The organism is Dehalococcoidia bacterium (assembly GCA_035310145.1).
Lineage (GTDB): Bacteria > Chloroflexota > Dehalococcoidia > CAUJGQ01 > CAUJGQ01 > CALFMN01.
The window spans coordinates 1-22,810 of the sequence record DATGEL010000038.1; the positions used below are offsets into that span (position 1 = coordinate 1).

The 22,810-nt window shown below is 69.7% G+C and carries 21 protein-coding genes and 2 pseudogenes; 7 read left to right on the forward strand and 16 right to left on the reverse strand.

Features of this window, described 5'->3' with window-relative positions; genetic code table 11:
* Positions 1-418, forward strand: a 418-nt coding sequence (locus tag VKV26_06755) for an FtsX-like permease family protein (GenBank protein HLZ69598.1), incomplete at its 5' end; no start/stop codon positions are given.
* 10 nt (positions 419-428) lie between these two features.
* Here the strand turns inward: VKV26_06755 and VKV26_06760 are convergent.
* Complete coding sequence (locus VKV26_06760; GenBank protein HLZ69599.1) at positions 429-1,559, reverse strand: LLM class flavin-dependent oxidoreductase; 1,131 nt, start codon at positions 1,557-1,559, stop codon at positions 429-431.
* 236 nt (positions 1,560-1,795) lie between these two features.
* On the opposite strand from VKV26_06760, the gene VKV26_06765 reads away from it, so the two are divergent.
* A complete protein-coding gene (locus VKV26_06765) occupies positions 1,796-2,299 on the forward strand; it encodes a maleylpyruvate isomerase N-terminal domain-containing protein (GenBank protein HLZ69600.1) in 504 nt (167 codons plus the stop codon).
* A gap of 24 nt (positions 2,300-2,323) precedes the next feature.
* On the opposite strand, the gene VKV26_06770 is transcribed toward VKV26_06765, so the two are convergent.
* From VKV26_06770 to VKV26_06790, 5 genes and pseudogenes are all read right to left on the reverse strand, one after another.
* Positions 2,324-2,647, reverse strand: a complete 324-nt coding sequence (locus VKV26_06770; protein ID HLZ69601.1) for a hypothetical protein — start codon at positions 2,645-2,647, stop codon at positions 2,324-2,326.
* Positions 2,648-2,890, reverse strand: a complete 243-nt coding sequence (locus VKV26_06775) for a hypothetical protein (GenBank protein HLZ69602.1) — start codon at positions 2,888-2,890, stop codon at positions 2,648-2,650. It lies immediately after the preceding gene.
* Between the two features lie 129 nt (positions 2,891-3,019).
* Positions 3,020-3,925: an isocitrate lyase/PEP mutase family protein gene (locus VKV26_06780; protein HLZ69603.1), complete on the reverse strand. Its 906-nt coding sequence runs from the start codon at positions 3,923-3,925 to the stop codon at positions 3,020-3,022.
* Positions 3,926-3,990: 65 nt separating this feature from the next.
* The gene (locus VKV26_06785; protein ID HLZ69604.1) at positions 3,991-4,167 is read right to left on the reverse strand and encodes a hypothetical protein; all 177 of its coding nucleotides are present in this window, start codon (positions 4,165-4,167) and stop codon (positions 3,991-3,993) included.
* Between the two features lie 97 nt (positions 4,168-4,264).
* Positions 4,265-4,708: pseudogene (locus VKV26_06790) on the reverse strand (SDR family NAD(P)-dependent oxidoreductase).
* Between the two features lie 187 nt (positions 4,709-4,895).
* Here VKV26_06790 and ggt point away from each other — a divergent pair.
* Positions 4,896-6,494 carry a gamma-glutamyltransferase gene (ggt, locus tag VKV26_06795; GenBank protein ID HLZ69605.1) on the forward strand — a complete coding sequence of 533 codons (1,599 nt, stop codon included), beginning with the start codon at positions 4,896-4,898 and terminating at the stop codon, positions 6,492-6,494.
* A 31-nt stretch (positions 6,495-6,525) separates the two neighbouring features.
* Here ggt and pyrE read toward each other — a convergent pair whose 3' ends face one another.
* The 6 genes from pyrE to VKV26_06825 all read right to left on the reverse strand — a co-directional run bounded on the left by pyrE (position 6,526) and on the right by VKV26_06825 (position 13,564).
* The gene (pyrE, locus tag VKV26_06800; GenBank protein HLZ69606.1) at positions 6,526-7,119 is read right to left on the reverse strand and encodes an orotate phosphoribosyltransferase; all 594 of its coding nucleotides are present in this window, start codon (positions 7,117-7,119) and stop codon (positions 6,526-6,528) included.
* Positions 7,120-7,260: 141 nt separating this feature from the next.
* Positions 7,261-8,436, reverse strand: coding sequence for a MaoC family dehydratase N-terminal domain-containing protein (locus VKV26_06805; protein HLZ69607.1), 1,176 nt, complete (start codon positions 8,434-8,436; stop codon positions 7,261-7,263).
* 203 nt (positions 8,437-8,639) lie between these two features.
* Positions 8,640-10,094: a CoA transferase gene (locus VKV26_06810; protein HLZ69608.1), complete on the reverse strand. Its 1,455-nt coding sequence runs from the start codon at positions 10,092-10,094 to the stop codon at positions 8,640-8,642.
* A gap of 85 nt (positions 10,095-10,179) precedes the next feature.
* On the reverse strand, positions 10,180-11,430 hold the full coding sequence (locus VKV26_06815; protein ID HLZ69609.1) for a CoA transferase: 1,251 nt from the start codon (positions 11,428-11,430) through the stop codon (positions 10,180-10,182).
* Between the two features lies 1 nt (position 11,431).
* Positions 11,432-12,238 (reverse strand): SDR family oxidoreductase, encoded by an 807-nt coding sequence (locus VKV26_06820; GenBank protein HLZ69610.1) that lies wholly within the window; start codon positions 12,236-12,238, stop codon positions 11,432-11,434.
* A 162-nt stretch (positions 12,239-12,400) separates the two neighbouring features.
* On the reverse strand, positions 12,401-13,564 hold the full coding sequence (locus tag VKV26_06825; GenBank protein ID HLZ69611.1) for a MaoC family dehydratase N-terminal domain-containing protein: 1,164 nt from the start codon (positions 13,562-13,564) through the stop codon (positions 12,401-12,403).
* A 500-nt stretch (positions 13,565-14,064) separates the two neighbouring features.
* On the opposite strand from VKV26_06825, the gene VKV26_06830 reads away from it, so the two are divergent.
* Genes VKV26_06830 through VKV26_06840 form a run of 3 tightly spaced genes read left to right on the forward strand, consistent with a single transcriptional unit; the run spans position 14,065 to position 17,820 of the window.
* Positions 14,065-15,942: an ABC transporter substrate-binding protein gene (locus VKV26_06830; GenBank protein HLZ69612.1), complete on the forward strand. Its 1,878-nt coding sequence runs from the start codon at positions 14,065-14,067 to the stop codon at positions 15,940-15,942.
* A gap of 19 nt (positions 15,943-15,961) precedes the next feature.
* Positions 15,962-16,909 (forward strand): ABC transporter permease, encoded by a 948-nt coding sequence (locus tag VKV26_06835; protein ID HLZ69613.1) that lies wholly within the window; start codon positions 15,962-15,964, stop codon positions 16,907-16,909.
* Positions 16,906-17,820, forward strand: coding sequence for an ABC transporter permease (locus VKV26_06840; GenBank protein HLZ69614.1), 915 nt, complete (start codon positions 16,906-16,908; stop codon positions 17,818-17,820). Before VKV26_06835 ends, VKV26_06840 begins: the two co-directional genes overlap by 4 nt.
* 48 nt (positions 17,821-17,868) lie before the next feature.
* Here VKV26_06840 and VKV26_06845 read toward each other — a convergent pair.
* The 3 genes and pseudogenes from VKV26_06845 to VKV26_06855 all read right to left on the reverse strand — a co-directional run bounded on the left by VKV26_06845 (position 17,869) and on the right by VKV26_06855 (position 20,571).
* Positions 17,869-18,144 (reverse strand): annotated as a pseudogene (locus tag VKV26_06845) (calcium-binding protein).
* Positions 18,145-18,371: 227 nt separating this feature from the next.
* The gene (locus tag VKV26_06850) at positions 18,372-19,109 is read right to left on the reverse strand and encodes an SDR family NAD(P)-dependent oxidoreductase (protein HLZ69615.1); all 738 of its coding nucleotides are present in this window, start codon (positions 19,107-19,109) and stop codon (positions 18,372-18,374) included.
* Positions 19,110-19,230: 121 nt separating this feature from the next.
* A complete protein-coding gene (locus VKV26_06855; protein HLZ69616.1) occupies positions 19,231-20,571 on the reverse strand; it encodes a DUF6351 family protein in 1,341 nt (446 codons plus the stop codon).
* A 160-nt stretch (positions 20,572-20,731) separates the two neighbouring features.
* Between VKV26_06855 and VKV26_06860 the strand changes: the two genes are divergently transcribed.
* The gene (locus tag VKV26_06860) at positions 20,732-21,739 is read left to right on the forward strand and encodes an LLM class flavin-dependent oxidoreductase (GenBank protein ID HLZ69617.1); all 1,008 of its coding nucleotides are present in this window, start codon (positions 20,732-20,734) and stop codon (positions 21,737-21,739) included.
* A 66-nt stretch (positions 21,740-21,805) separates the two neighbouring features.
* Here VKV26_06860 and VKV26_06865 read toward each other — a convergent pair whose 3' ends face one another.
* On the reverse strand, positions 21,806-22,645 hold the full coding sequence (locus tag VKV26_06865; GenBank protein HLZ69618.1) for an LLM class F420-dependent oxidoreductase: 840 nt from the start codon (positions 22,643-22,645) through the stop codon (positions 21,806-21,808).
* Positions 22,646-22,810 lie beyond the last annotated feature (165 nt).

Sequence of the window (22,810 nt, forward strand, 5' to 3'; positions counted from 1 at the left end):
GCAGACCGGCGTGACGCAGGTGCTGACCATCCTGCTGGGCGCGATCGCCGGCATCTCGCTGGTCGTCGGCGGCATCGGCATCATGAACATCATGATCGTCTCCGTCACCGAGCGCACGCGCGAGATCGGCATCCGCAAGGCGATCGGCGCCAGGCGGTTCGACATCCTCTCGCAGTTCCTGGTCGAGTCGCTGGTCGTGAGTGTGCTGGGCGGGGCGCTGGGCATCGCGATCGGCATCGGCGCCTCGCGGCTGATCGACGGGCAGAAGCTGAACGGCCAGACGATCCAGACGCTGGTCTCGCTTGGCTCGATCCTGCTGGCGGCCAGCGTCTCGATCTGCATCGGGCTGGTCTTCGGCGTCTATCCGGCCTACCGCGCCTCCAGCCTGCGCCCGATCGAGGCGCTCAGGTACGAGTAGGCGCCGCGGCTCAGGAGACGCGCGCGGTGTCGCCGGCGGCTTCGGGCCGAGCGGGGGCGGCGCGGTAGGGCTGGATCACCTGCTCGCCGAAGAGGCGGATCGACTTGGCGATCTGCTCGTGCTTGAGGTACGGCAGCTCCATGTAGAGGATCAGCTGGTCGGCGCCGGCCTGGTCGTAGATCTCGACGACCTTGCGGCACTGCTCGGGCGTGCCCACCGCCATCGAGCCGATGTTCAGCAGCCCCGGCAGCGCGTCCTTCGCGGTCAGGTCCAGCTTCTTCGTCTGGTTCTGATAGTGCCGGTACGACTCCGGCACCGTGCCGTAGGCCTTCTCCCAGGCGCCCTGCACGCGATTGCGCTCGCCCGCGTAGTAGAGCGCGCCGGGACCGCCGACGTTGCGCACCTCCGCTTCGTCTTCGCCGCAGAAGCCGATCGTGAAGGCGCCGAACTGGTTGTTGACGAAGCCGGCCACGGGCTGCGCCTGGCGAATCTTGTCCTTGTAGTTGCGCACGTAGTTGAACGACTCGGCCGGGTCCAGCAGGGCGAAGTGCAGGAAGCCGAGGCCGTAGTGCGCCGCCAGCTCCAGCGAGGCCTGCTGCCCGCCGGCCATCCACAGCGGCGGGTGCGGCTTCTGCAGCGGGTGCGGCAGCACCGTGCGCCTGGGTATGTCGTAGTAGCGGCCCTTGAACGAGGCGCGCTCCTCCGTCCAGAACTTCGGCAGGATCTGGATCGCCTCTTCCCACATCGGGCGCGTGTCGTCCGGGTCGATCTCGAAGCCGCGCAGCTCGAGTGTGGTGGCGGAGCGGCCCGTGCCCACGTCCAGCCGGCCGTGGCTGAGAATGTCGAGCGCCGCGCAGCGTTCGGCCACGCGAATGGCGTGGTTATACGCCTTCGGCAGCAGCACGACGCCGTGGCCGATGCGCATCGTCGTCGTATGCTGGGCCACGGCGCTGAGAAAGACCTCGGGCGCCGAGCAGTGCGCGAACTCCTCGGTGAAGTGGTGTTCTACCGCCCAGACCTGGTCGAAGCCCACCGATTCGGCGAGCTTGATCTCCTCGATGCACTGCCAGTAGCGCTCGTAGTCGCTGCGCTCATGCCAGGGCCGGGGCGTATGAATCTCGTAGAGCACACCGAAGCGCATCGCCGCGTTCCCTCGATTGCGGTGGCCGAACGGCGGCCATCTGCGGATGTTGCGGCGAAGGTAGCACAGGAAGTTGCTAATCGCAAGGCAAGACGGGGCAGCGCCAACGATTTTCAAGCCGGCGTACCCGGCGACGGGGCACCGCCCCGCTCATCGCGGGCTGAACCCCCGGCGTGCAGCCGCTATACTTGGCGATGGACAGCCGGCCGCAAGGCTGTGCGGGCGGAGGGCGGACGATGGCGGACGAAGCCGGCGCAGCGTTTCCCGAGAGCAAGGACGCGCTGCTGAACCGCATCCGTGCGGCGCGGTCGGCCCTGGATGCGGACCTTGCCGGCGTCCCCGACGCGCGGCTGGCGGCGACCGGTGCAGACGGCTGGTCGCTGAAGGACCACCTGGCGCACATCGCCGCCTGGGAGCGGGTGCTGATCGCGCTGCTGCGCGGCGCGCCCGAGCACGAGGCGTTCGCGATCAACCAGTCCGCGCTCGCCACGTTGGACACGGACGGCGTCAACGCGATCCTGCGCGAGCGCGGCGCGGCGCTGCCGCCGGACGCCGTGAGGGCCGAGTTCCACGCCGCGCACGCCGCCGTGCTGGCGGAGGTGCAGGAGATGCCCGAGTCCGCGCTCGTCGCTCCGCTTGCCGCGGACGATCCCCGGTCGCGCGTGCAGAAGATCGCCGGCGATACGTATCTGCACTACGACGATCATCGCGCCTGGATCGCGCCGCTGCTGCGCGCCTGAAGCGAGCGTTACTTCGCCGTAGATCTACGCGCCCGCCGCCGCGTGCCCCTCGATCGGGCAGTAGAGGCTGTTCGGCTCGATGCGGAAGACGCGGTTGAAGCGGGCGCGGAAGTTCTCCAGCGCCGCCGTGGCCGCCAGCTCCACGAGCTGCTCGTCGCTGTAGTGCGTGCGCAGGCGCGCGTACAGCGCGTCGTCAACCTCGACGCTGGCCTGCGTCATCGTGTCGGCCAGCGCCAGCGCGGCGCGCTCGGCCTCATCGAAAAGCGGACTCGTAGCGTAGTCGGGCAGCGCGGCGATCTTCTCGTCGGCTACGCCCGCGTTGCTGCCGCCGGCAGCGTTGATGTCCACTCAGAAGGGACAGCCGACCAGTGCGGCGATGCGCACGCAGACCAGCGACTTCAGCCCGGCCGCCAGCGTCGGTTCTTTGAATATCGAGCGGTTGAGGCCGCGCATGGCGGTCATGATCGGCGGGCGGTAGGCGAGCACGCCGGTGGGGTTCAGCACCAGCCCGAACGCCTTCATGTCCTGGTCGTAGAACGGCTGAACGTCGGGGTGTGCTTCCTGGCGGCTCAGCGGACGGATGCGGTCCATACTGCGATGCTCCTGTGGGTGGCTGAAGCGGCGGCGGGACGCCCCTCCTCTTCCCTTGTAGCGCGAAAGTGGTGCAGCCACCAGCGCCAATTCGGCCGAGGCTGCAGGACCATTTGGCCGGTATGGCGCTCAGTGGCGCGGCAGCCGCTCCGGCCGCTCGGTCGTGCGCGCTTCCAGCTCCCAGAGCGCGGGCAGGCCGACCAGCTCGTCCATCTCGGCGCGGTTGCGCATCAACTCTTCCGGGTCCATTTCGACGTAGCCCTGCTTGAGCATCTGCTCATAGCCGCGCCGCACCGCCGCGTAGGCCGCCAGCATGCCCGCCTGCGCCTCGATCGTCAGCGGATAGCCCAGATCCGCGAGCTGCGCCGGCGTGAAGCGCGGCGGACGGGCCACGGCGATCGTCATCGCCGCCAGCGGTTTGGCGATCTCGCGCGGCAGGCGGCGGAACTCCTCGTCGTTGCGCGGGAAGATCATGATCAGGTCGGCGCCGGCCTCGGCGTAGGCGTTGGCGCGGCGAATGCCCTCTTCCAGATTGACCTCCGCCACGGTGTTGGTGCGGGCGATGACCAGGAAATCGGGATCTTCGCGCGCCGCCACGGCCGCCTGGACCTTCTCCACCATCGCCTCTTCGCTTACCGGGTGGTCGATGCCTTTGTGGTGGTGCGCGTGCTTCGGCGTGAGCTGGTCCTCGATCTCGATGCCCGCGGCGCCGGCCCGCTCCAGCTCGCGCACCGTGCGCTCGACGTGGATCGGGTCGCCGAAGCCGGTGGCGACATCCACGATCAGCGGCAGGTCACAGACGGCGGTGATCCCGCGCACGACGTTGACGACGTCGCTGCTGGTGAGCCGCGCCTCCGTCGTGCCCAGCACGTAGCCCAGCGCCCCGCCGCCGAGGTAGGCCGCGGGAAAGCCGAGCCGCTGCACCAGCAGCGTGTTGAGCGGGTCGGCGGCGTAGGGCGCCAGCACCGGCCCGCCGCCCGCGAGCGCGGCGCGCAGCGCGGCGGTTGGACGCGGACGAGGCGATTGCTCGGGCACGGCGACCTCCTTGCTAGGGCGTAGGGCGTAGGGCGTAGGGCGTAGGGCGTAGGCGAACTGTCGTGCTACACGCGCTCCTGCGCAGGGCGCACGAAGCGCGTGACCAGGGGGCGCGGTGTCAGGCGCACGGAGAAGGCGAGCGCCCTGTTGCGGAAGCCCGGGATCACCACGGTCTGCCCCTTTTTCCTGCCCGCGTAGCCGGCGAGGGCGATCTTGCCTGCCACCAGCCGCGAATCTTCCATCGCCGCGCGCTTCTGGAAGCCGGAGGCGGCCGCTCCGGGGCAGAGCGCGGTGGACGCTCACGCCGGAGCCGCGCGGCTCGTTCGCCAGCGCCTCGGAGAAGCTGAGCGCGCACGCCTTGGTCGCATAGTACACGGCCATCAGCGGGCCGGGCTGGAAGGCGGCGGTGGAGGCGACGTTGCGGATGCGGCCGGAGCGCCGCGCCAGCTGCGTGAGCGCCGCCGTGTTCACCTGGATCATTTGCGGCTCGACCGTGAGATCGCTCTCGCTGAAAGCGCCGCAGCCGGCGAAGCCGGCGTTGTTCACCAGCACGTCGATCTCGATGCCCACCGCCTCGCAGGCCGCGCGGATGGCGGCGGGCGAGGCGGGATCGGCAAGGTCACGGGCGAGCACGGTGGCGCGTACGCCGTGCCTCTGCACCAGCCCGGCGGCCAGTTGGCGCAGCGCCGCCGCGCCAGCTCCAGCCCGATGCCGCCGGAGGCGCCGGTGATCGGCGCCGTGCCACGGCGCTTCGGGACGCTGCCTGCGGATGCCATTTGCCACCCCCTTGCCGTCGGATCCAGGTACTGAGCGGGCGCTGCCGTCAACAGTAGTGAGCGCTCATTATTTTATCAAGGGCGCGCTGCCTTGCCCGTCCGCGGCGGCGCCCGGCAGGCACGCTGCCCTCGCTGCTTGCCGCCGCGCCCGTTGCCGCCGGGCGTGATAGCGTGGTTGCCGGAGGCGCACGCACATGGCGAACCACCGCCCGCAGACGCTGGCCCGCAACGGCATCGTCTGCGCCCCACACTATCTGGCCGCGCAGGCCGGGCTCCGCCTGATGCAGGCGGGCGGCAACGCCATGGATGCCGCGATCGCCGCCAGCGCCGCGCTCAACGTCGTCTATCCGATCCTCTGCGGCACGGGCGGCGATCTGTTCATGCTGATCTGGGACGCGGCCGGAGGCGGCCTGCATGCGCTGGATGCGGCCGGCCGCGCCGGCAGCCTCGCCTCGATCGAGCGGGTGCGCGCCGCGGGCCACAACGCCATGCCGCAGCGTGGCGCGATGGCTGTCTCCGTGCCCGGCGTCGTCGACGGCTGGGCGATGGCGAGCGAGCGCTTCGGCCGGCTGGGCCTGGCCGCCGCGCTGCAGCCGGCGATCGCGTATGCCGAGGACGGCGCGCCCGCGACGCCCTATCTCGCCGATCGCCTCGCCTTCGTGGCGAAGCAGCCCTGGGTGCATCGTAGCTGGCTGGACCTGTACGCGCCGGGCGGCAAGGCGCCGGCGGCCGGCGCCTCGCTGCGCGTGCCGGAGCTGGGCCGCACATTGCGGCTCGTGGCCGAACAGGGACGCGACGCGTTCTACGAGGGCGAGATCGCGGCGGCCACGGCGGACTTTCTGCTGGCCGAGGGTGGCTTCGTCACGCGCGAAGACCTGGCGGCGCACCACGGCCGCTGGGTCGAGCCGCTCGCCATCGACTACCACGGGTACACGATCTACGAGATGCCGCCGCCCACACAGGGCGTGACGGCGCTGCAGGCGTTGAAGCTGAGCGAAGGGCTCGCGCTCGGGCAGGGCCCGCTCGAGCCGGAAACCGTGCACCTCCTGGTGGAGGCGAAGAAGCTCTCGTTCGCCGACCGCGCTGCCTGCCTGGCCGATCCGGGCTGCATGCGCGTGGCGCCGCGCGTCCTGCTGGACGAGGCGTACCTGGAAACGCGGCGGCGGCAGATCGATCCACTGAGCGCGGCGACGAGCCCGGCCGGTATCTCGTCCGGCGACACGATCTATCTCTGCGCCGCCGACGGCGAAGGCAACGCGGTTTCGCTGATCCAGAGCAACTACATGGGCGTCGGTTCCGGCCTGGTCGTGCCCGGCTACGGCATCGAGCTGCACAACCGCGGCTGCTCCTTCTCGCTCGATCCGGCGCACCCCAACGCGCTCGGCCCGCGCCGCCAGCCGCTGCACACGCTGATCCCCTCAATGGCGTTCAGCAACGGGCGGCCGGCGATCGTCTTCGGCACCATGGGCGGCGACGGCCAGCCGCAGACGCACCTGCAGGTCTACACGGCGCTGCTCGCCTACGGCTTGATCGACGACCCGCAGGCGGCGATCGAGCTGCCGCGCTGGGTGCACGGCCGCGGCCTGCCCGGCGATCCGCCCGAACTGGTGCTGGAGGACCGCTTCCCGCCGCGGACGGTGGCGCGGCTGCGCGAGCTGGGCCACGAGGTAGCGCTGACGGACGCCTGGTCGAGCATGATGGGCCACGCGCACGCGATCGTGATCGACCAGGCGACGGGCGTGCTGCGCGGCGCCGCCGACCCGCGCGCCGACAGCCTTGCCGCGGCGTGGTAGCCGCCGGGAAAGGCGCGTTTCCCGGGCGCGACTACGCGTTGCTGAGGTTGCCGCTCGCGTCCGCGACGAACAACGCTTCGAAGGGATAGCCCTGTTTGGCGAAGAACTCGGCGGCGCCCTGCTGGCGGTCGACCAGGACAACGATCTTGGCAATCTCGCAGCCCGCGGCCTTTACCGCGTCCACCGCGTCCATGCAGGAGCGCCCCGAGGTGGCCACGTCATCGACGATCGCCACGCGCCGGCCGGGCGAGATCAGGGGCTTGCCATCCGGCGCGTATGACTCCGCGATCAGGTCCTCGATGCCGTGGTCCTTGCGCTGCGGCCGCACGATGAAGGCCGGGAGCGGCTCGCCGTGGAGGCCGCTGGTCAGCGCCACGGCGGTGGCGATCGGGTCGGCGCCGAGCGCCTTGCCGCCCACCGCTTCGATGCCCTGTCCGCGCAGCCGCTCGAAGACGAGCTCGCCGGTGAGCCGGGCGCCCTCGGGCGAGAGCGTGGCGAACTTGCCCTGGAAGAAGTAGCTGCTCCTGCCGCCCGCGGCGAGCACGAACTCCCCGCGCCGGATGCAGTAGGCATCAAGGATTTCTCGCAGCCGGCTCTGCTCATTCAGAAGTGTGCTGGTTGTCACCCATGCCTCCGTACCGTGCTGCTGGCCTGCCCGGCGCTATTGTCCGGCAGTGGTGCGCGGCGCTTCAACATGGCGGCTTCCGAGAGCGACGTAACGGTGCAACAGGCCAGGACGCGGCCGCAGCGGTCGGCGGCGCCCTCGCTACTCCTTCGGCAGCAGGATCTCGCCGACGCCGCGGGCCATGACGGTGCCGAGCTGGTTGCTCATCGTGTGGCGCACCTGCACGATCGTGCGGCCCTGCGTGTCAATAGATTTGTCCACCACCTCGCCGTCCTGGTAGGTCACGTCGCCGGTGAAGGCTGGGTTGCGGTACTGCGTGTTCACGTGCAGCAGGAAGCCGTGCTCGCCGGCCCAGTTGGTCAGGTAGTCCGTCACCCAGGCGCCCATCGTCGCGCCGTAGCCGTAGCCGCGCGGCATGCCGATGAACTGCGCCCAGCGCGGCTGCACGTGCCCGCGCGAGGGGCCGTAGACGAGGCCGTCGCCCGCGCCGGGGTTGATCGACATGCGCTCTTCGTTGCGCGACATCTCGGGCAGCCAGCCGGCCTGCATGGTCGAGGACGGTCCGCCGCCGTCGTAGTGCGCTTCCCAGCCGCCCACGTCGGTGCGCGACTCCGTGGTGAAGCTCTGGATGCTGTGCGGCCCCAGCACGCGGCGCGGCAGCTTTTCGCCGGCCTTCACATCGGCCCAGAGCCGCGGCAGGTGGCCGCGGTCCAGGTAGCTCTTGATGTAGCGGATCTTCTCCAGCTCGACCGCCTCCAACTCCTCGTCGGTCCACTCCGGGTCGACGCGCAGGTGGTCGAAGCTGCCGAGGCGGCGGGCGTTCTCCGCAAGATAACGGATCGAGGTCGATCGCTGGCGGGCGATCGATTCGCCGCGCTGGTTGTAGTAGACCGTGTCGCCGCGGGAAAACATCGTCGGACCGGCGAAGCTGGTGTTCGTCACGCGGTAGTCGAAGAGCATGCGCTCCATGCGCAGCAGGTCGCCGGGGAAGACGCGCGGGCCGAAGAACCAGAACTCGTCGCCGCCGAAGAGCATGTGCGAGCCGGGCACGGTGCCCTGGATCGAGGGCGTGGCGCCGGTGCCCGGCCCGCCGCCGAAGTACGACTGCGGCGCGACGATGCGGCCGAAGACGCTCTGCGCGGCGAACTCCTCGTTGTAGTAGAGGGGGTTCGCGTTTTGCATGCCCTGCACGAAGCGGCGGATATCGTTGGTGGAGAACGGCTCCTTGAACTGCTGCCCGCCCAGCGGCACGCCGATCCAGCGATCGACATCCGTCGCGTCCATCTGCACCATCTCGGGTTGTGCGTCGGTGGTCATCTCCTGCCTCCTCTGCCTACGAAGCATCCGACGGCTTCACGCTCGGCGCTCGGCCCTCACCCCCGGTGGTCGGCCCTCACCCCCGGCCCCTCTCCCAATCCTGGGAGAGGGGAGCTATTGCCACGCCTTCAGCCCCAACCATCCGTCCCAAGATCTCCCCTTCTCTAGAATTGGGGGAAGGGGCCGGGGGATGGGGGCCACGGCTACCGGATGTGCGCCGCGTACTCCGTGCCGATGTGGCCCTCCGCGATCAACTGCTCGTACGCGGCGTCGCTCACGCCGAGCAGCTCCTTGTAGATCTGCGCGTTGTGCTCGCCCAGCAGGATCGGCGGTTGCCGCACGCCGGGTTTGGCGTTGGCGAAGCGGTACGGCATGCCGGGATAACGATGCCGGCCCGTATCCGCCTGGTCGATCTCCCAGAAGAAGCCGCGCGCGGCGAGGTGAGGATCGGCCATCGCGTCCGCGTCGTCCAGCACCGGGCCGGCCATGAGTCCTTCCGCCCGCAGCCGCACGACCGCCTCCTCGCGCGGCAGGGTTTGCGTCCAGCCGGCGATCAGTTCGTCTACCGCGTCGTGGTTCTCCAGCCGCGATGTGACCGTGGCGAAGCGCGCGTCATCGCAGCCGGGCGGATTGCCGGTGGCGCGGCAGAACGCCTGCCAGGCCGCGTCGTCCGGCAGGGTCAGCACCAGCCAGCGGTCATTTGTCGTCTGCGACGCAGCTTGTTGAAGATGGCCGCGTTCGCGACCATGGCGGTCGGCTGCGCGCGAGGGGCCCCCGGCGTCCTGGCAGGGATAGCAGCCCTGTACCGCCGAGTAGTGCCGGTTGCCGAGGCTGCGCGGTACGCGGCCGTTATGCATGAAGTCGAGGACGTGCGGGCCGATCAGGCCGATGAAGTTCTCGATCATCGAGAGGTCGACGTACTGGCCGTGGCCGCTGCGGCGGCGGGCGTAGAGCGCCATCTGCGCCGCCAGCGCCATGCCCAGCGCCCCGGCCGCATCGGCCGTCACCGCCCAGGTGTTGGAAGAGACGTCGCGATCGCGGTAGTGGCGCAGCAGATCGTGCCCGGCGAACGCCTCCATCTGCAGGCCGAGCGCGCGGTAGTCGTGCGACGGGCCGCTGGCGCCGAACGAGGAGGCCTCGACATAGACCAACCCCGGGTTCTCCCGCGAGAGCGCGGCGTAGCCCAGGCCGAGCCTTTCGAGCGTGCCGGGACTCTGGTTCGAGAGGAGCACATCGCTGAGCGCGGCGAGGCGACGGAAGACGGCGACGCCTGCCGGCTGCTGCAGATCGACGGTCATGCTCAGCTTGTTGCGCGCGTGCGTATTGAACCAGGGGAAGCGGTTCCAGGGCCGCTCGCCCGGTTCGCGGTTGGGGTAGCCGCCGGAAACGGGGATCGTGTTTCGTACGACCTCCGGCGACGGGTGGGCAAAGATGCCGCGCGTCTGCGGCGGAAAGTACTGCGTCGATTCGACGCGGATCACCTCGGCGCCGAGGTCGGCCAGCAGCAACGCCGCCTGCGGCCCGGCAAGCACCACGCCCAGGTCGAGCACGCGCACGCCCTGTAAGGGCGTAGGGGGCAGGGCATAGGGCGTAGCGGGGCTGGGCGCTGCTCGGTCGTCCGCCCCGTCGCTCAATCCGTCGCCGGGCCGCCTGGCCATCTCTCCGCCTCTGCCGGGACGCCGTGCTCCCGCGTATCCGCCTGTATTCCTACGACCTGCTGCCTGCGCCCTACGCCCACTGCCCTCACACCACCCCCGCCGAGGCGAGCTTCGCCAGTGCCTCGCGATCGTAGCCCAGCTCGCCATAGATCCGCGCGTTGTCTTCGCCCAGCAGCGGCGCGGCCTTCCACAGAGCGCCGGGCGTGCCCTGCATCTGCCAGGGCGGGCCGGGGTAGCGCGCCATGCCGGCCACCGGATGCAACAGATTGGCGAAGTAGTCGCGTGCTTCGAGATGCGGGTCGCTGGCGAGATCGGCGATCGAGTTGACCGGCGCCACGGGCAGGCCGTGCTCCTGGAAGAGCGCCACGATCTCGCGCTTGGTGCGCGCCATGCACCACGGCAGCCAGAAGGCGTCGAACTCCTCGCGCAGCAGTGGATCGGTCAGCGGCGGCGCGAAGCGCGGCTCGCGCAGGAAGGGCTGGTCCAGCGCCGCGACGAAGCCGTCCCACCACGTTCCCTGCCCGACGGTCATGTGGAAGTAGCCATCGCCGCAGATGTTGAACATCGGCGGGATGGCGATACCCTGCACGGAGGCGAGCCGCACCATCTTCTCGCCGGTGTAGTCGTAGGCCGTGAGCGAGATGGCGCGGCGGTCGATCGACGCGGCGAAGCACTCCATGATCGAGACGTCGATCCAGTCGCCCCGGCCGTGCGCGTCGCGGCCGAGCAGGGCGGCGATCGTCGCCACGGCCGCGGTCTGGCCGGCGAAGCGCAGGTTCACGCCCGGCGCCATCGAGGCGGGCTCCGCGTCGGGCTGGCCGGTGCCGTACATCTCGTGGCCCATGGCGTAGAGCACGATTTCGCTGGCCGGCAGGTCGCGGTACGGCCCCGTCTGGCCGAAGTTCGAGATCGAAGCGAGCACCACGTCCGGCTTCACCGCGCACAGCGCCGCGTAGTCGAGCCCCAGCCGCGCCAGCGTGCCGGGCCGAAAGCTCTCGACCACGACATCGGCGCGCCGCACCAGCTCCAGGGCGATCGCACGGCCGCTTTCACAGGCCAGGTTCAGCGTGATGCCGAGCTTGTTCACGTTGAGATCGAGGAAGGCGAGCGAGCGATCGATGCCGGGCGTGTCGCCCACGAACGGGCCGGCATGGCGCATCAGGTCGCCGGTGCGCGGCCGCTCCACCTTGATCACCGTCGCGCCGTAGAGCGCCAGCAGTTTCGTGCAGTGCGGCCCGGCCGCGCCGCGCGTCAGGTCGAGCACACGCAGCCCTTCGAGCGGCCCGCGCGGACCGGCCGCGGCGGCCGTGGCGCCGTTGGGCGAGGCGCTCGCCATCTCAGCCCCGATCCGCGACGGCGCGAGCGGCGCCGCCCACGGCCGTCGCCAGCCAGTAGCCGCCATCCAGCGCCAGGTGCTCGCCGGTCATGTAGTCGCCGGCGGACGAGGCGAGGAAGACCGCCAGCCAGCCGACTTCCTGCTCCGAGCCGCCGCGCCCGGCCGGCACCGAGGCGACGAAGCGCTCGATTGCTCCGGGTGTGCCGCCCGCGTTCTTCAGATACGCCTCGGTGAGCACGACGGGCGAGATGCAGTTGAGCTGGATATTGTACGGCGCCCACTCCAGCGCCAGCGAGCGCGTCAGGTTCTCGACCCCGGCCCGTGCGGCGCCGGAGTGCGCCAGGTTCGGCGCGGCGCGGCGGCTGAAGGCGGCGATAATGTTGATCACCTTGCCGCGTCGCTGCGGAATGAAGACCTCGCCGGCGGCGCGGATGCAGTGGAAGACGCCGTTGAGGTTGACGTCGATCACGGCCTTCCAGCCCTTCGGCGAAAGCGTCTCGAAGGGGGCGCCGAACTGCCCGCCCGCGTTGTTGACGAGGATATCCAGCCCGCCCAGCTCCGCCACCGTGCACTGCACCGCCGCCTGCACCGCCTCCCAGTCGCGCACATCCGCCGGCACGGCAAGGGCGCAGCGGCCAAGCGCGCGGATCTCACCGGCCACGCCCGTCAGCGGCTCCGGCCGCCGGCCCAGCAGGGCCACGCTCGCCCCTGCCCGCGCCAGCTCCAGCGCAATGCCGCGGCCGATGCCCGTGCCGCCGCCGGTGACGAGGGCCACGCGCCCGGCCAGCAGGTCCGGCGCGAAGATCACGGCGGCCCTCCGTGGGCAGGGAACAGGGAACAGGGGACAGGGAGAAGCGGTTCGGTGCCTGTCCAGATCGTTCGGTGTCCCATTGCGGGATTGAGCCGGCAGCTTGCACTGGTCCACTCATGCGCGATCCGCCGGCCCATTCTATTCCCTGTTTCCTGTGCCCTACGAGAAGCGGACCTCGACGCTGCCGCGCGCCATCTGCTGGCCGAGGTGCGTGCTCAGCTGCACCGCGAGGCGTACCATGCCACCCTCCGGCTCGGCGCGCTTCTCGTCCACGTAAGCGTCGAGGTATGTCACGTCGCCGACGAAGGGCGGATGGCGGTACTGCACGTTGCTGTGGGTGATAAAGCCGCGCTCGCCGGCCCAGTTACCGATGTAGTCCAGCACCCAGGCGCCCATGCTGGCGCCGTAGCCGTAGGCGCGCGGCACGCCGATCAGCCTGGCGTAGCGGTCCTGCACGTGTCCGCGCGAGGGACCCTTGTAGAGGCCGTCTCCCTGCGCCGGGTCCAGCTTCGCCTTTTCGCGGTCCTGTGACATCTCCGGCAGCCAGCCCGATGACTGCGTCGACGTGGGCCGGCCGTCCGGCGCGTTCGAGCCCCAGACGGTGAAGATGTAGGCGCGCCACTCCGTCGTGAGGCTCTGCAGCGTGTGCGGGCCGATCACGCCGCGCGGCAGTTTCTCGCTTTCGCGCACGTCGTCGAAGCCGCGCTGCACGTGGTCCTGAAACGTGGCGTAGTACGCGAGCCTTTCGCGCTCGATGCGGTCCAGCTCCTCGTCCGTCCACTCCGGCTCGTGTTCGAGGTCCTTGAGCGACTGCAACCGTTGCGCGTTGGCGACCAGATAGCGGATCGAGGTCGAGCGCTGCTTGGCGATGATCTCACCGCCCTGGTTCACGTAGGTCGTGTCGCCGCGCTGGAACATGGTCGGGCCGGCGAAGCTGGTGCGGGCGACCTTGTAGTCGAAGCAGAGCCGCTCGGAGTGCAGCCGGTCGCCCGGCGCGATGCGCGGGCCGAAGAACCACCACTCGTCGCCGCCGAAGAGCATGTGCGAGCCGGGGATCGTGCCCTGGATCGCCGGCGTGGCGCCGTGGCCCACGTCGCAGCAGATCGTGAACGACTGCGGCGCCACGAAGCGGCCGAGCAGGCTCTGCTCGGCGAAGGGCCGGGAGATGTAGAGGTGGTTCGGGTTCTGCATCCCCTGCGCCCAGCGGCGGATGTCGGTGGCGGAGATCGGCTCCTCCAACTGGCCGCCGCCGACGGGTTGTCCGACCCAGCGATCGACGTCCGTCGTATCGAGTTCCTGCAGTTCGGTAACCTGGTCAGCCACGTCAGTATTCTCCGAGCTTGAGTCCGCCGAGCAGCGCGGGGCACGAGCCACAACACGGCGCCGCCGCGGCCCCTGATTTTCTAAACAAAACCTTAGAGGCTGTCAAGGTTGCGTTCTGCAATCATTGACAGCCCTTCAACATGGTGATAGAACGCGCTAAGCCGGTTCGTCGGCGTGCGGCGAGGTGGTGGCCGGCCGCATCCACACCGCAACCGACGCCCCTTCGATCCGATTGGTTTGGCCAGTCTCACGCATCGAGCGGCGTAGGTAAGGAGGTGACCCCCGCGCCTTCGGGCCAACGCTCGTGCGAGCTGCGCCATCTGCCGATGCCAGCCGCGTCGCGTGGCGAAGCGCCCAGGCCGAGAAGCGATCGATTCCTTCATCCTGATGGGCGATGCCGAGGGCTCGACGGCGGATGCAGGTCAGCGTCGAAGCGCGGGCTCGCGATGGAACCGCGGCCTTTGCGGCGAATGCAGTTCAGCGTGAGCGGAGGGGGCAGCATGGGGGCTCAACGATATCACGTGATTACCGGCTCGCGCCTGAGCCGGCGAGCGGCGCTGCGCGGTGCGGCGTTGACGGGCCTCGGCGGCGCGGCGCTGTGGATGGTCGGCTGCAGCAGCAGCAATAACAACAAGAAGGGCGCGGCCGCCACCGCGACGAAGGCGGCCACCACCGCCGCCAGCGCGACTTCAGCGGCGCCCGCCGCCTCGGCCGCGGCCAGCGCTGCCGCAACTCGCGCTGCCACGAGCGCACCCGCCGCGAGCGCCGCGGCCGGATCGCCGGCGGCGAGCGCGGGCAGCGCCACGCCCAAGATCGCCGACTTCGGCTGGGTTAACAATGCGCCCGACCTCAAGGCGACGCCGAAGAAGGGCGGCACACTGCGCTTCGGCACGCACGTGGTGCCGCCGGGACTCGACCCGGTCAAGTCCGCCTCCTACGAGAGCGCGAACATCTACACGCCGGTCTACAGCCGGCTGATCCGCGCCCAGTACGGCACCGAGCTTCAGCCGTACAACCCCTGGCGGCTGATGATCACCAACGACCTCGCCGCCTCGATGGAACACCCCGACGCGATGACCTACACGTTCAAGCTGAAGCCGAACGTGAAGTTCCAGAACGTCGATCCAGTCAAAGGACGGGCCTTTACCGCCGACGACGTCAAGTACAGCCTCAACGCTTTCCTGGCCAACCCCGAGACGGCGACCTACCTGGCCGCGGTCAAAGTCGATGCCGTCGACCCGCAGACGGTCAAGATTTCGCTGACCAAGCCCGCGAACTACGTCTTGCAGGCGATGGCCGACCCTCGCATCGTCATGCTCGCGCACGAAGTCGCCGATGCCGATGGCGACTTCTCCAAGCGCGCGATCGGCACCGGGCCGTTCATTCTCGACAACTTCCAGCCGAACGTCTCGGCGCACTACAAGCGCAACCCGGACTACTACCGCACCGATCGTCCCTACATGGACGCGATGCAGTTCGACAACTTCAAGGACAACGCTTCCTCCAAGGCCGCGTTCATCGCCGGCCAGTACGAGATGTCGCAGTACGCCTTGCTGAACCCGCTGGACGACATTAAGGACATCTTGGCCGCGCAGAAGAACACCGTGGTGTTCAAGCTGCAGAGCCGCTGGCAGTCCAACATCTTCGCCATGGGCTTCCCCGCGGACAAGGCGCCATGGAACGACCAGCGCGTGCGCATCGGCATCTCCAAGGGCTGGGACCGCTCGGTCTACGGCAAGAAGGCCTACGGGGGCGACTACAACGTGCTCGGCCCCTACGCCTGGATCGACGAGTTCGATTCGGCGCCGGACCTGGGCGACGCCTACAAGTTCGACCAGAAGGCGGCGAAGGACATGCTCAGCGCCGCCGGCCAGGCGAACCTGACCGTGCCGTTCGACTACTTCCCCTACGGCGGCGACGCCGACGACCAGCTGCAAACGATCCAGAACCAGCTCAAAGAGATCGGCGTCGACCTCAAGCTGAACAAGCTGGATGCCACCGCCTTCTTCGCCAAGTACTACGGCCAGAAGGCGGACGGCCCCATCTCCAGCTTTATCCCGACGACGCCGCGCTGGGCGCCGCTTTCGATGCTGGTGCTTTGGCACTCGGGTTCGCCCAAGAACTACCTGCGGCTCAGCTCGCCGGAGTTCGACGCGGCGGTGGACAAGCTGACGACGACGGAAGACAAGGACGAGCAGAAGAAAGCATACCAGGACGCCTTTAATAAGCTGGTGCAGCCGGCGTTCTTCGTCTCCTGGACCGAATCGCCCACGTACTCCGTGCACTCGCCCAAGCTGCACGGCTTCTTGCCGAACATGTACAACGACCCGACAGGTTGGGGAAACCAGGCGATGGAGGACTGGTGGCTGGATACATAGCAGAGCGGCCACTGTAGCCATGGCCCAGTACATCGTGCGGCGGCTGCTACTCGCGGTGCCCGTGCTCGTCGGGGTGAGTCTGCTCGTCTTCTTCATGGCACGGATTCTGCCCGGCGACGTGTTCACGGCGCAGTCCGGCACCGCCGGGCTCACGGCGGACCAGCGGGCGAAGCTGCGGCACGAGGCGGGGCTCGACCGGCCGCTGGCGGTGCAGTACTTCGACTGGGCCGGGCACGCCGCCGTGCTCAACTTCGGCGACAGCCTCTGGAACCGGCGCAGCGTCAACAAGGAGCTGCGCCGCGCCGTGCCGATCACGCTGGAGCTGACCGTGCTCGGCTCGCTGATCGGCCTGCTGATCGCGGTGCCGCTCGGCGTGCTCAGCGCCGCCACGCGCGGCTCGCCGGTCGACTACCTGGCGCGGTTGTTCGGCGTGATCGGGCTCTCGATTCCCAGCTACGTGCTCGGCACGCTGGCGATCACCTATCTGGCCGTCTGGTTCCGCTGGACGCCGCCGGCCGGCGGCATCTCGTTCTTCAGCAACCCCTGGCGCAACATGCAGCAGTTCCTGATCCCGTCCACCATCCTCGGCGCCGGTTTCTCCGCCGCCGTGGTGCGCATGACGCGCTCCAGCGTGCTCGGCGCCCTGCACGAGGACTACGTGCGCACGGCCTGGGCGAAGGGGCTGCGGGCGCGGCTGGTGCTGCTGCGCCACGTGCTGCGCAACGCGCTGATCCCGGTGCTGACGCTCTCCGGCGCGCAGGTCGGCTACCTGCTGGGCGGCACGGTGATCATCGAGTCGATCTTCACGCTCTCCGGCGTGGGCTCGATGGCCTTCGACGCGATCACCAACCGGGACTACTTCGTCTTGCAGGCGGTGACGCTGCTGGCCGCGGCGGCGTTCACGCTGGTCAACCTGCTGGTCGACATCTCCTACGTTTGGCTCGACCCGAGGATCCGCCTGCGATGACCGCCGCCAGCCGCAGCGAAGCCGCCCTTGCCCTGAGCTGGGAGCTGCCCGCCTCGCGCGGGCGCTGGCGCGCGGCGGCGCGGCTGGCGCGGCAGAACCCGGTGGGCACGGTAGCGCTCGTCATTCTGCTGTTGCTCTGCCTGGCTGCCTTGTTCGCGCCGCTGATCGCGCCCAATTCGCCCACCGCGCAGCCCGGCGCACGGCTTGAAGCACCGTCCACGCGCTACTGGTTCGGCACGGACCGCATCGGCCGCGACGTGTTCTCACGCCTGCTCTACGGCGGGCGCATCTCGCTGCTGGTGGGCTTCGTGGCGGTGGGCACCGGCACGCTGATCGGCAGCGCAATCGGCATGGTCAGCGGCTATCTCGGCGGCTGGTTCGACCTGATCGTACAGCGCTGCATGGACGTGATCATGTCCATCCCCGCCCTGCTGCTGGCGATGGTGATCGTCGCCAGCTTCGGCCGCGGCGTGGCCAACGCGCTGATCGCGATCGCGATCGTGCTGATTCCCACGGCGGCGCGGGTAATGCGCAGCGTGGTTTTGCAGATCCAGGCGCGTGCCTACGTCGAGGCGGCGCAGGCTTCCGGCGCAAGCAGCGGGCGCGTGCTCTGGCGCCACGTGATTCCCAACGCGATCGACGAAGTGCTGATCCTCGCCTCGATCGCGCTGGCCGCCGCCGTGATCATCGAGGCGGCGCTGAGCTTCCTCGGCCTCGGCGCCCAGCCGCCGACTGCCTCCTGGGGGCAGATGCTGGCCGAAGGGCGGCAGAACTACCTGCGGGCGCCGCACATGGTCTGGGCGCCGTCGCTGGCGATCTGCGTCACCGTGCTCACGGTCACGCTCGTGGGCGATACACTGCGCGACATCATCGACCCGCGCACCCGTGGCGCCCGCGCCTCGCGCTTTTGAGCGGGATTTGCCCTCCGGCGGCGGTTGCAACGGTTGTGGCCGCGCGCTTCAGCCGAATTCATAACCTCGGGCGACCCAGTAGTGCCAGTCCGCGATCGCCTCGGCGGTTTGCTCGTCCACGTCCACGCCTTCGAGCTGGGCGAGCGGAACTGCCAGCGAGCGCTGCCGCCAGCGGATCTGCACGTACATCTCGTGCTCACACTCGTCCTCCCCTGGCATGCCGGAAACCTGGACGAACTCGCCGACGCGCAGCGGCGAGCTCATGCGGCCTGCGACGCAGCGAGCGCGAAACGGGAAGGTCAGGTGTTCCTCGAGGTAGTAGTACCAACCTAAGACATGGTTTCAAAATCGGCGTTCCGGTGCGATCGCACACCTACAAGCGGGAACTCGAGCCGGTTTTGAAACCATCTGTTAGGCCTGCTCTTCGGGGTCGTAGGCGTCGACCACGATCTCCATCTGAATACGCAGCTCGCGGTTCTCATCGAGCTGGTCGCCGGCCATGCTGCCGCCCCCCGCGACATTCGCGAGCCTGAGCGCCGCCGGACGCTCGGCTACACCATCCAGGCGCCGCCGGAGACGGAGATCACCTGGCCGGTGATCTGGCGCGCGTCCGGGCCGCAGAGGAAGGCCACGGCGCCGGCGATCTCCTCCGGCGCGGTGACGCGGCGCAGCGGCGCCTCCTCGCCCGCCGCGCGCAGCCGCGCTTCGCCCAGGTTGCGCTCGACCCAGCCGGTTCGCGTCACGCCCGGCGCCACGACGTTGACGGTGATGCCTTCCGGCCCAAGCTCGCGCGCCATCTGCCGCGCCAGCCCGATCAGCCCGGCCTTCGAGGCGGCGTAGGCCGGCGAGGCGCCCATGCCCGCCGCGGCGATCGAGCCGATGTGCACGATTGCGCCGCCGCGCCCGCGCAGATGCGGCAGGCACACCGCGCTGCAGACGAACGGCCCCTTGAGGTTCACCTCCAGCACCGCGTCCCAGTCGGCGTCGTTCTGCGCCGCCAGGCCACCCGGCCGGTTCACGCCGGCGTTGTTCACCAGCGCATCCAGCCCGCCCCAGCGCTGCGCCACCCGCGCCGCCGCGGCCGCCATCTGTGCACGATCGCTCACCGAGGCCACGGCCAGTTCCAGCCGCGCCTGCTCGCCGGCCAGCTCCTCGCGCGCCGCGGCCAGCGCCCGTTCGTTGACGTCGACCACGGCCACGCGGAAGCCGTCCGCCAGCAGCCGCCGCACGCAGGCGAGGCCGATGCCGCGGCTGCCGCCGGTGACCAGCGCCACGCGATCGTGCACCATCCCGGACTCTCCATGCACCGCTACCCGCCCAGCTCCGCCTTCAGGCGCAACCGTCCCGAACTACGATCTCCCCTTCCCCTAGTATTGGGGGAAGGGGCCGGGGGATGGGGGCCACGTGCGCTCAGTAGCCCTGATCGTCGCCCGGCAGCACGTGATGCGTCCACTCGCGCCCCAGGCCGGTGAGGTCGGCCTGCAGCAGATCTTCGCCCCGTGGCTTCACGCCGTGCTCCACCCAGGCGATGAGGTCATCAAAGCCCTGCACCAGGTCGGCGGTGTCGAACTGGCAGTGCTTCGGCGCCCGCACGGTGCGTTGCACCAGCAGGTCGCCGTTGCCGGCGGCGTCCACGGTCTTGCGGTAGTTGATCTCGTGCAGCAGCGGCACGAAGTTGTCGCCGGTGGTGTGATAGGTGAGCAGCGGCACCGTGATCTTGCCCGTGGGCAGCGCGAAGACCGGATTCGTTTGCGCGTTGCGGTAGGCCGGGTCGGCGGCCGTGCGCAGCACGCCGCTGTTCAGCTGGTCGTCGGTGAAGCCGAGGTCGGGGTCGATGTGGAAGGTGAAGTAGTCGTCCGTTGCTGCCAGGCCGGCGAGCGAGGCGGGCTGCTGCTGCGTGATCGCGGCGAAGGCGCCGGTGTAGAAATCGACCATGCCCTCGTGGCGAAACGGCCGCGCACCGCCGGTCAGATACTTCACGGCCGACTCGAACGCCTGGCCGAGCGGTGTCCAGTCGTCCGGCGTGCCCAGCGCGGGCACGATCTGGTTCGTGAGCGTACCCTGGAAGGCCGCTGCGTCGGCGGCGGGCAGGGCGTTCACGCCGGAGATGAAGTCCGCCAGCGCCGAGTAGGCTTCGAGGTAATCGATCTCCTGCTCCTGCATCAGCACGCCGCACTCGGCCAGGGCGCCGTCGTAGATGCCGGGGTGCTGCTCCAGCGAGGAGACGACGATGTGCCCGCTCATCGACGTGCCTTCAAGATAGGTGCGCTTCGGTTTGCCGAAGGTGGCGATGAAGTAGTCGCGCAGGGCGAGCGTGTCGGTCACGCCCAGGTCGGGGTCGTAGCCGTTCTCGTCGTAGCTTGAGGCGGCCCAGGCGAAGCCCAGGTCGATCAGGTGCTTTCGGATCGGCGAGATGCCGGCCTGCAGGAGCGGCCCCTCGCCCGCGTAGCCGTGCGCGTACATCACCAGCTCGCCGTTCCAGTTGTCCGGCAGCTCGATGTGGTAGGTCGAGCGATCGAGCACGCCGAAGTAGGCCTTCGCCCCCGGCAGTGCCGTGAACGAGGGGTCGGTGAGCTGCCAGGCGCCGGGGCGGGCGATCACGGTCGGTGTGGGCGTCGCCGAGGGCTGCTGCGCGCCGATCGGCGTCTCGCTGCCGCCGAGCATGGCCGCAAGCGCCAGCGCGACCACGGCGACGCCGGCAAGACCAAACCGCCAGCCATGCATGCGGGTCCGTTGCACACTCGTATTCATACCGTTCCTCGACCTCATGCCGAGGCCGGCGCCGTAGACTGCGCCCAATTGGGCGGCCGCCCGTAGCCGTGCGCAGGTCGCGGTCCGCGTCACGCGTGCGGCAGCGAGTTCTGGTGCATCATGCCGCGAATCCCGTTCGAGGGAAATAGGGGGCGACGCCTTGCGCTTCGGCCTTGCCTACGATTTCCGCAACCCGGCGCAGTGGGCGCTGCCCTGGCGCGATCTCTACGCCGGCACGCTCGACCAGATGGTCTTCGCTGAGCAGCTGGGCTTCGACTCGATCTGGATCGGCGAGCAGCACCTGGCCGAAGACGGCGCCCTGCCGTCGCCCCTGTCGATCGCCGCGGCGATCGCGGCGCGCACCAGCCGCATCCGCATCGGCGTCTGTGTGCCCGCCCTGCCGCTGCACAACGCCGTCTCGCTGGCCGAGCAGATCGCGGTGCTCGATCAGCTTTCCGGCGGGCGCATCGAGCTGGGCCTGGGCGACGACGGCTTCGCGGCCGAGTTCGCCGCCTTCGGCGTGCCGCGCCGGCAGCGGGCGGCGCGCTTCCGCGAGGCGGTGCAGGTGCTGCGCCTGCTCTTCAGCGGCGAACGGATCAGCTTCAAGGGCCGCTTCTACGATCTGGACGGCCTCACGCTCGCGCCGCCGCCGTTGCAGGCGGGCGGCCCGCCGCTGTGGGGCGGCGCAATCAGCGCCAAGCAGGCGCTGCGCGCCGCCGCGCTGCGCCTGCACCTGCTGCCGCGTGGCGACCGGCGCGCGACGCTCGACATCTGGGCCAGGGCACTGGGCCGGTTCGGCCACGACCCGGAAGCCTTCCGCGTGCTCGTCAACCGCCCGGTGGTGGTGACGGACGATCCACTGCGCATGTGGCAGCGGCTGCGCCCCGGCGAGGAGTACCGTGCAAGCCTCGACGCAAGGCGCACGGAGGAAGCAGGCGTGCCGCGCGGCTCTCCAGTGCAGACGGACGACAGCCAGGCGCTGCCGCTGCTGGACGGGCAATACCTGCTCGGCAGCGCCGCTCGTGTCCGCGACGAGATCGATGCCTACCGTGAGCGTGTGCCTGTCACGGATCTCGTCGGCTGGGGCGTGCCGCTCGGCCTGCGCCCCGACGAGATGTACCCGTCGCTGGAACGCTTCGCGCGCGAGGTGATGCCGCGCTTCCTTTGACGGAAGCCGGGAGACGGGAGACGGAAGACGGGTGACGGATGACCGACGCCCGCCGCGGCCCGGTCCTTACGCGTGGCTCAGCATGGCGGCGGCGAAGCGGTCGAGCAGCGGCAGGATCTTCTCCTCGCCCGCGGGCGGCAGGCCGAAGAGGCAGCGTGTCACGCCGGCGGCGCCCAGCCGTTCGATCGTCTCGCTGTCGGCGCGGGCGCCGAATACGGTGATCGGGATCGGGGCGCGGCCGCGCTCTTTGGCCTGGCGCTGCAGCTCGGCGATCTGCTCTTCGATCGGGGCGCCGCGGCCCATGATTGGCAGCCACTCGTCGCCGTAGTCGAGCACGCGCTTGAACGTGCCGGGCGAGTTGCCGCCGATCATGATCGGCGGGTGCGGCCTCTGCACTGGCTTCGGCCAGCTCCAGATCGGGTCGAAGTTCACGTACTTGCCGTGGAACTGGGCCTCGTCCTGCGTCCAGATCTGCTGCATGGCGCGGATGCGCTCGCGCACGATGCCCCAGCGGTGCGCGGGGTCGCTGCCGTGGTTGCGCATCTCCTCGAAGTTCCAGCCGGCGCCGATGCCGAAGAGGAAGCGGCCGCCCGACAGAAAGTCGACGGAGGCGATCTCCTTGGCCAGCGTGATCGGGTCGTGCTCCGTCACGAGGCAGATGCCGGTGCCCAGCTTCAGCGTCTTCGTCGCCGCGGCCACCGCGCCCAGCGCGACGAAGGGGTCGAGCGTATGCCGGTACTCCTCCGGCAGCTGCGGCCCGCCGGGCCAGGGGCTCTCGCGCGAGGTGGGAATATGCGTGTGCTCGGGGATAAACAGCGACTCGAAGCCGCGCTCTTCCAGCGCCCGGCCCAGATCCACAATGTTCATCGCGTAGTCGGTGGGAAAGATCGTGACGCCGAACTTCATCGCTGCCGCCCTCCGCTCACGGTCTGCCAGGTATGAACGGCTTCATCCTGATGGCCGCGCAGGGGAAATGCAAGCCGAGGCGCATGCCCGGGGGCGTTGCCCGGAGCTGCCCTCGCGCCCGGCTGGGGCGGCCAACAAACCTCGCCACGGCAGCTCGTGGCTCGG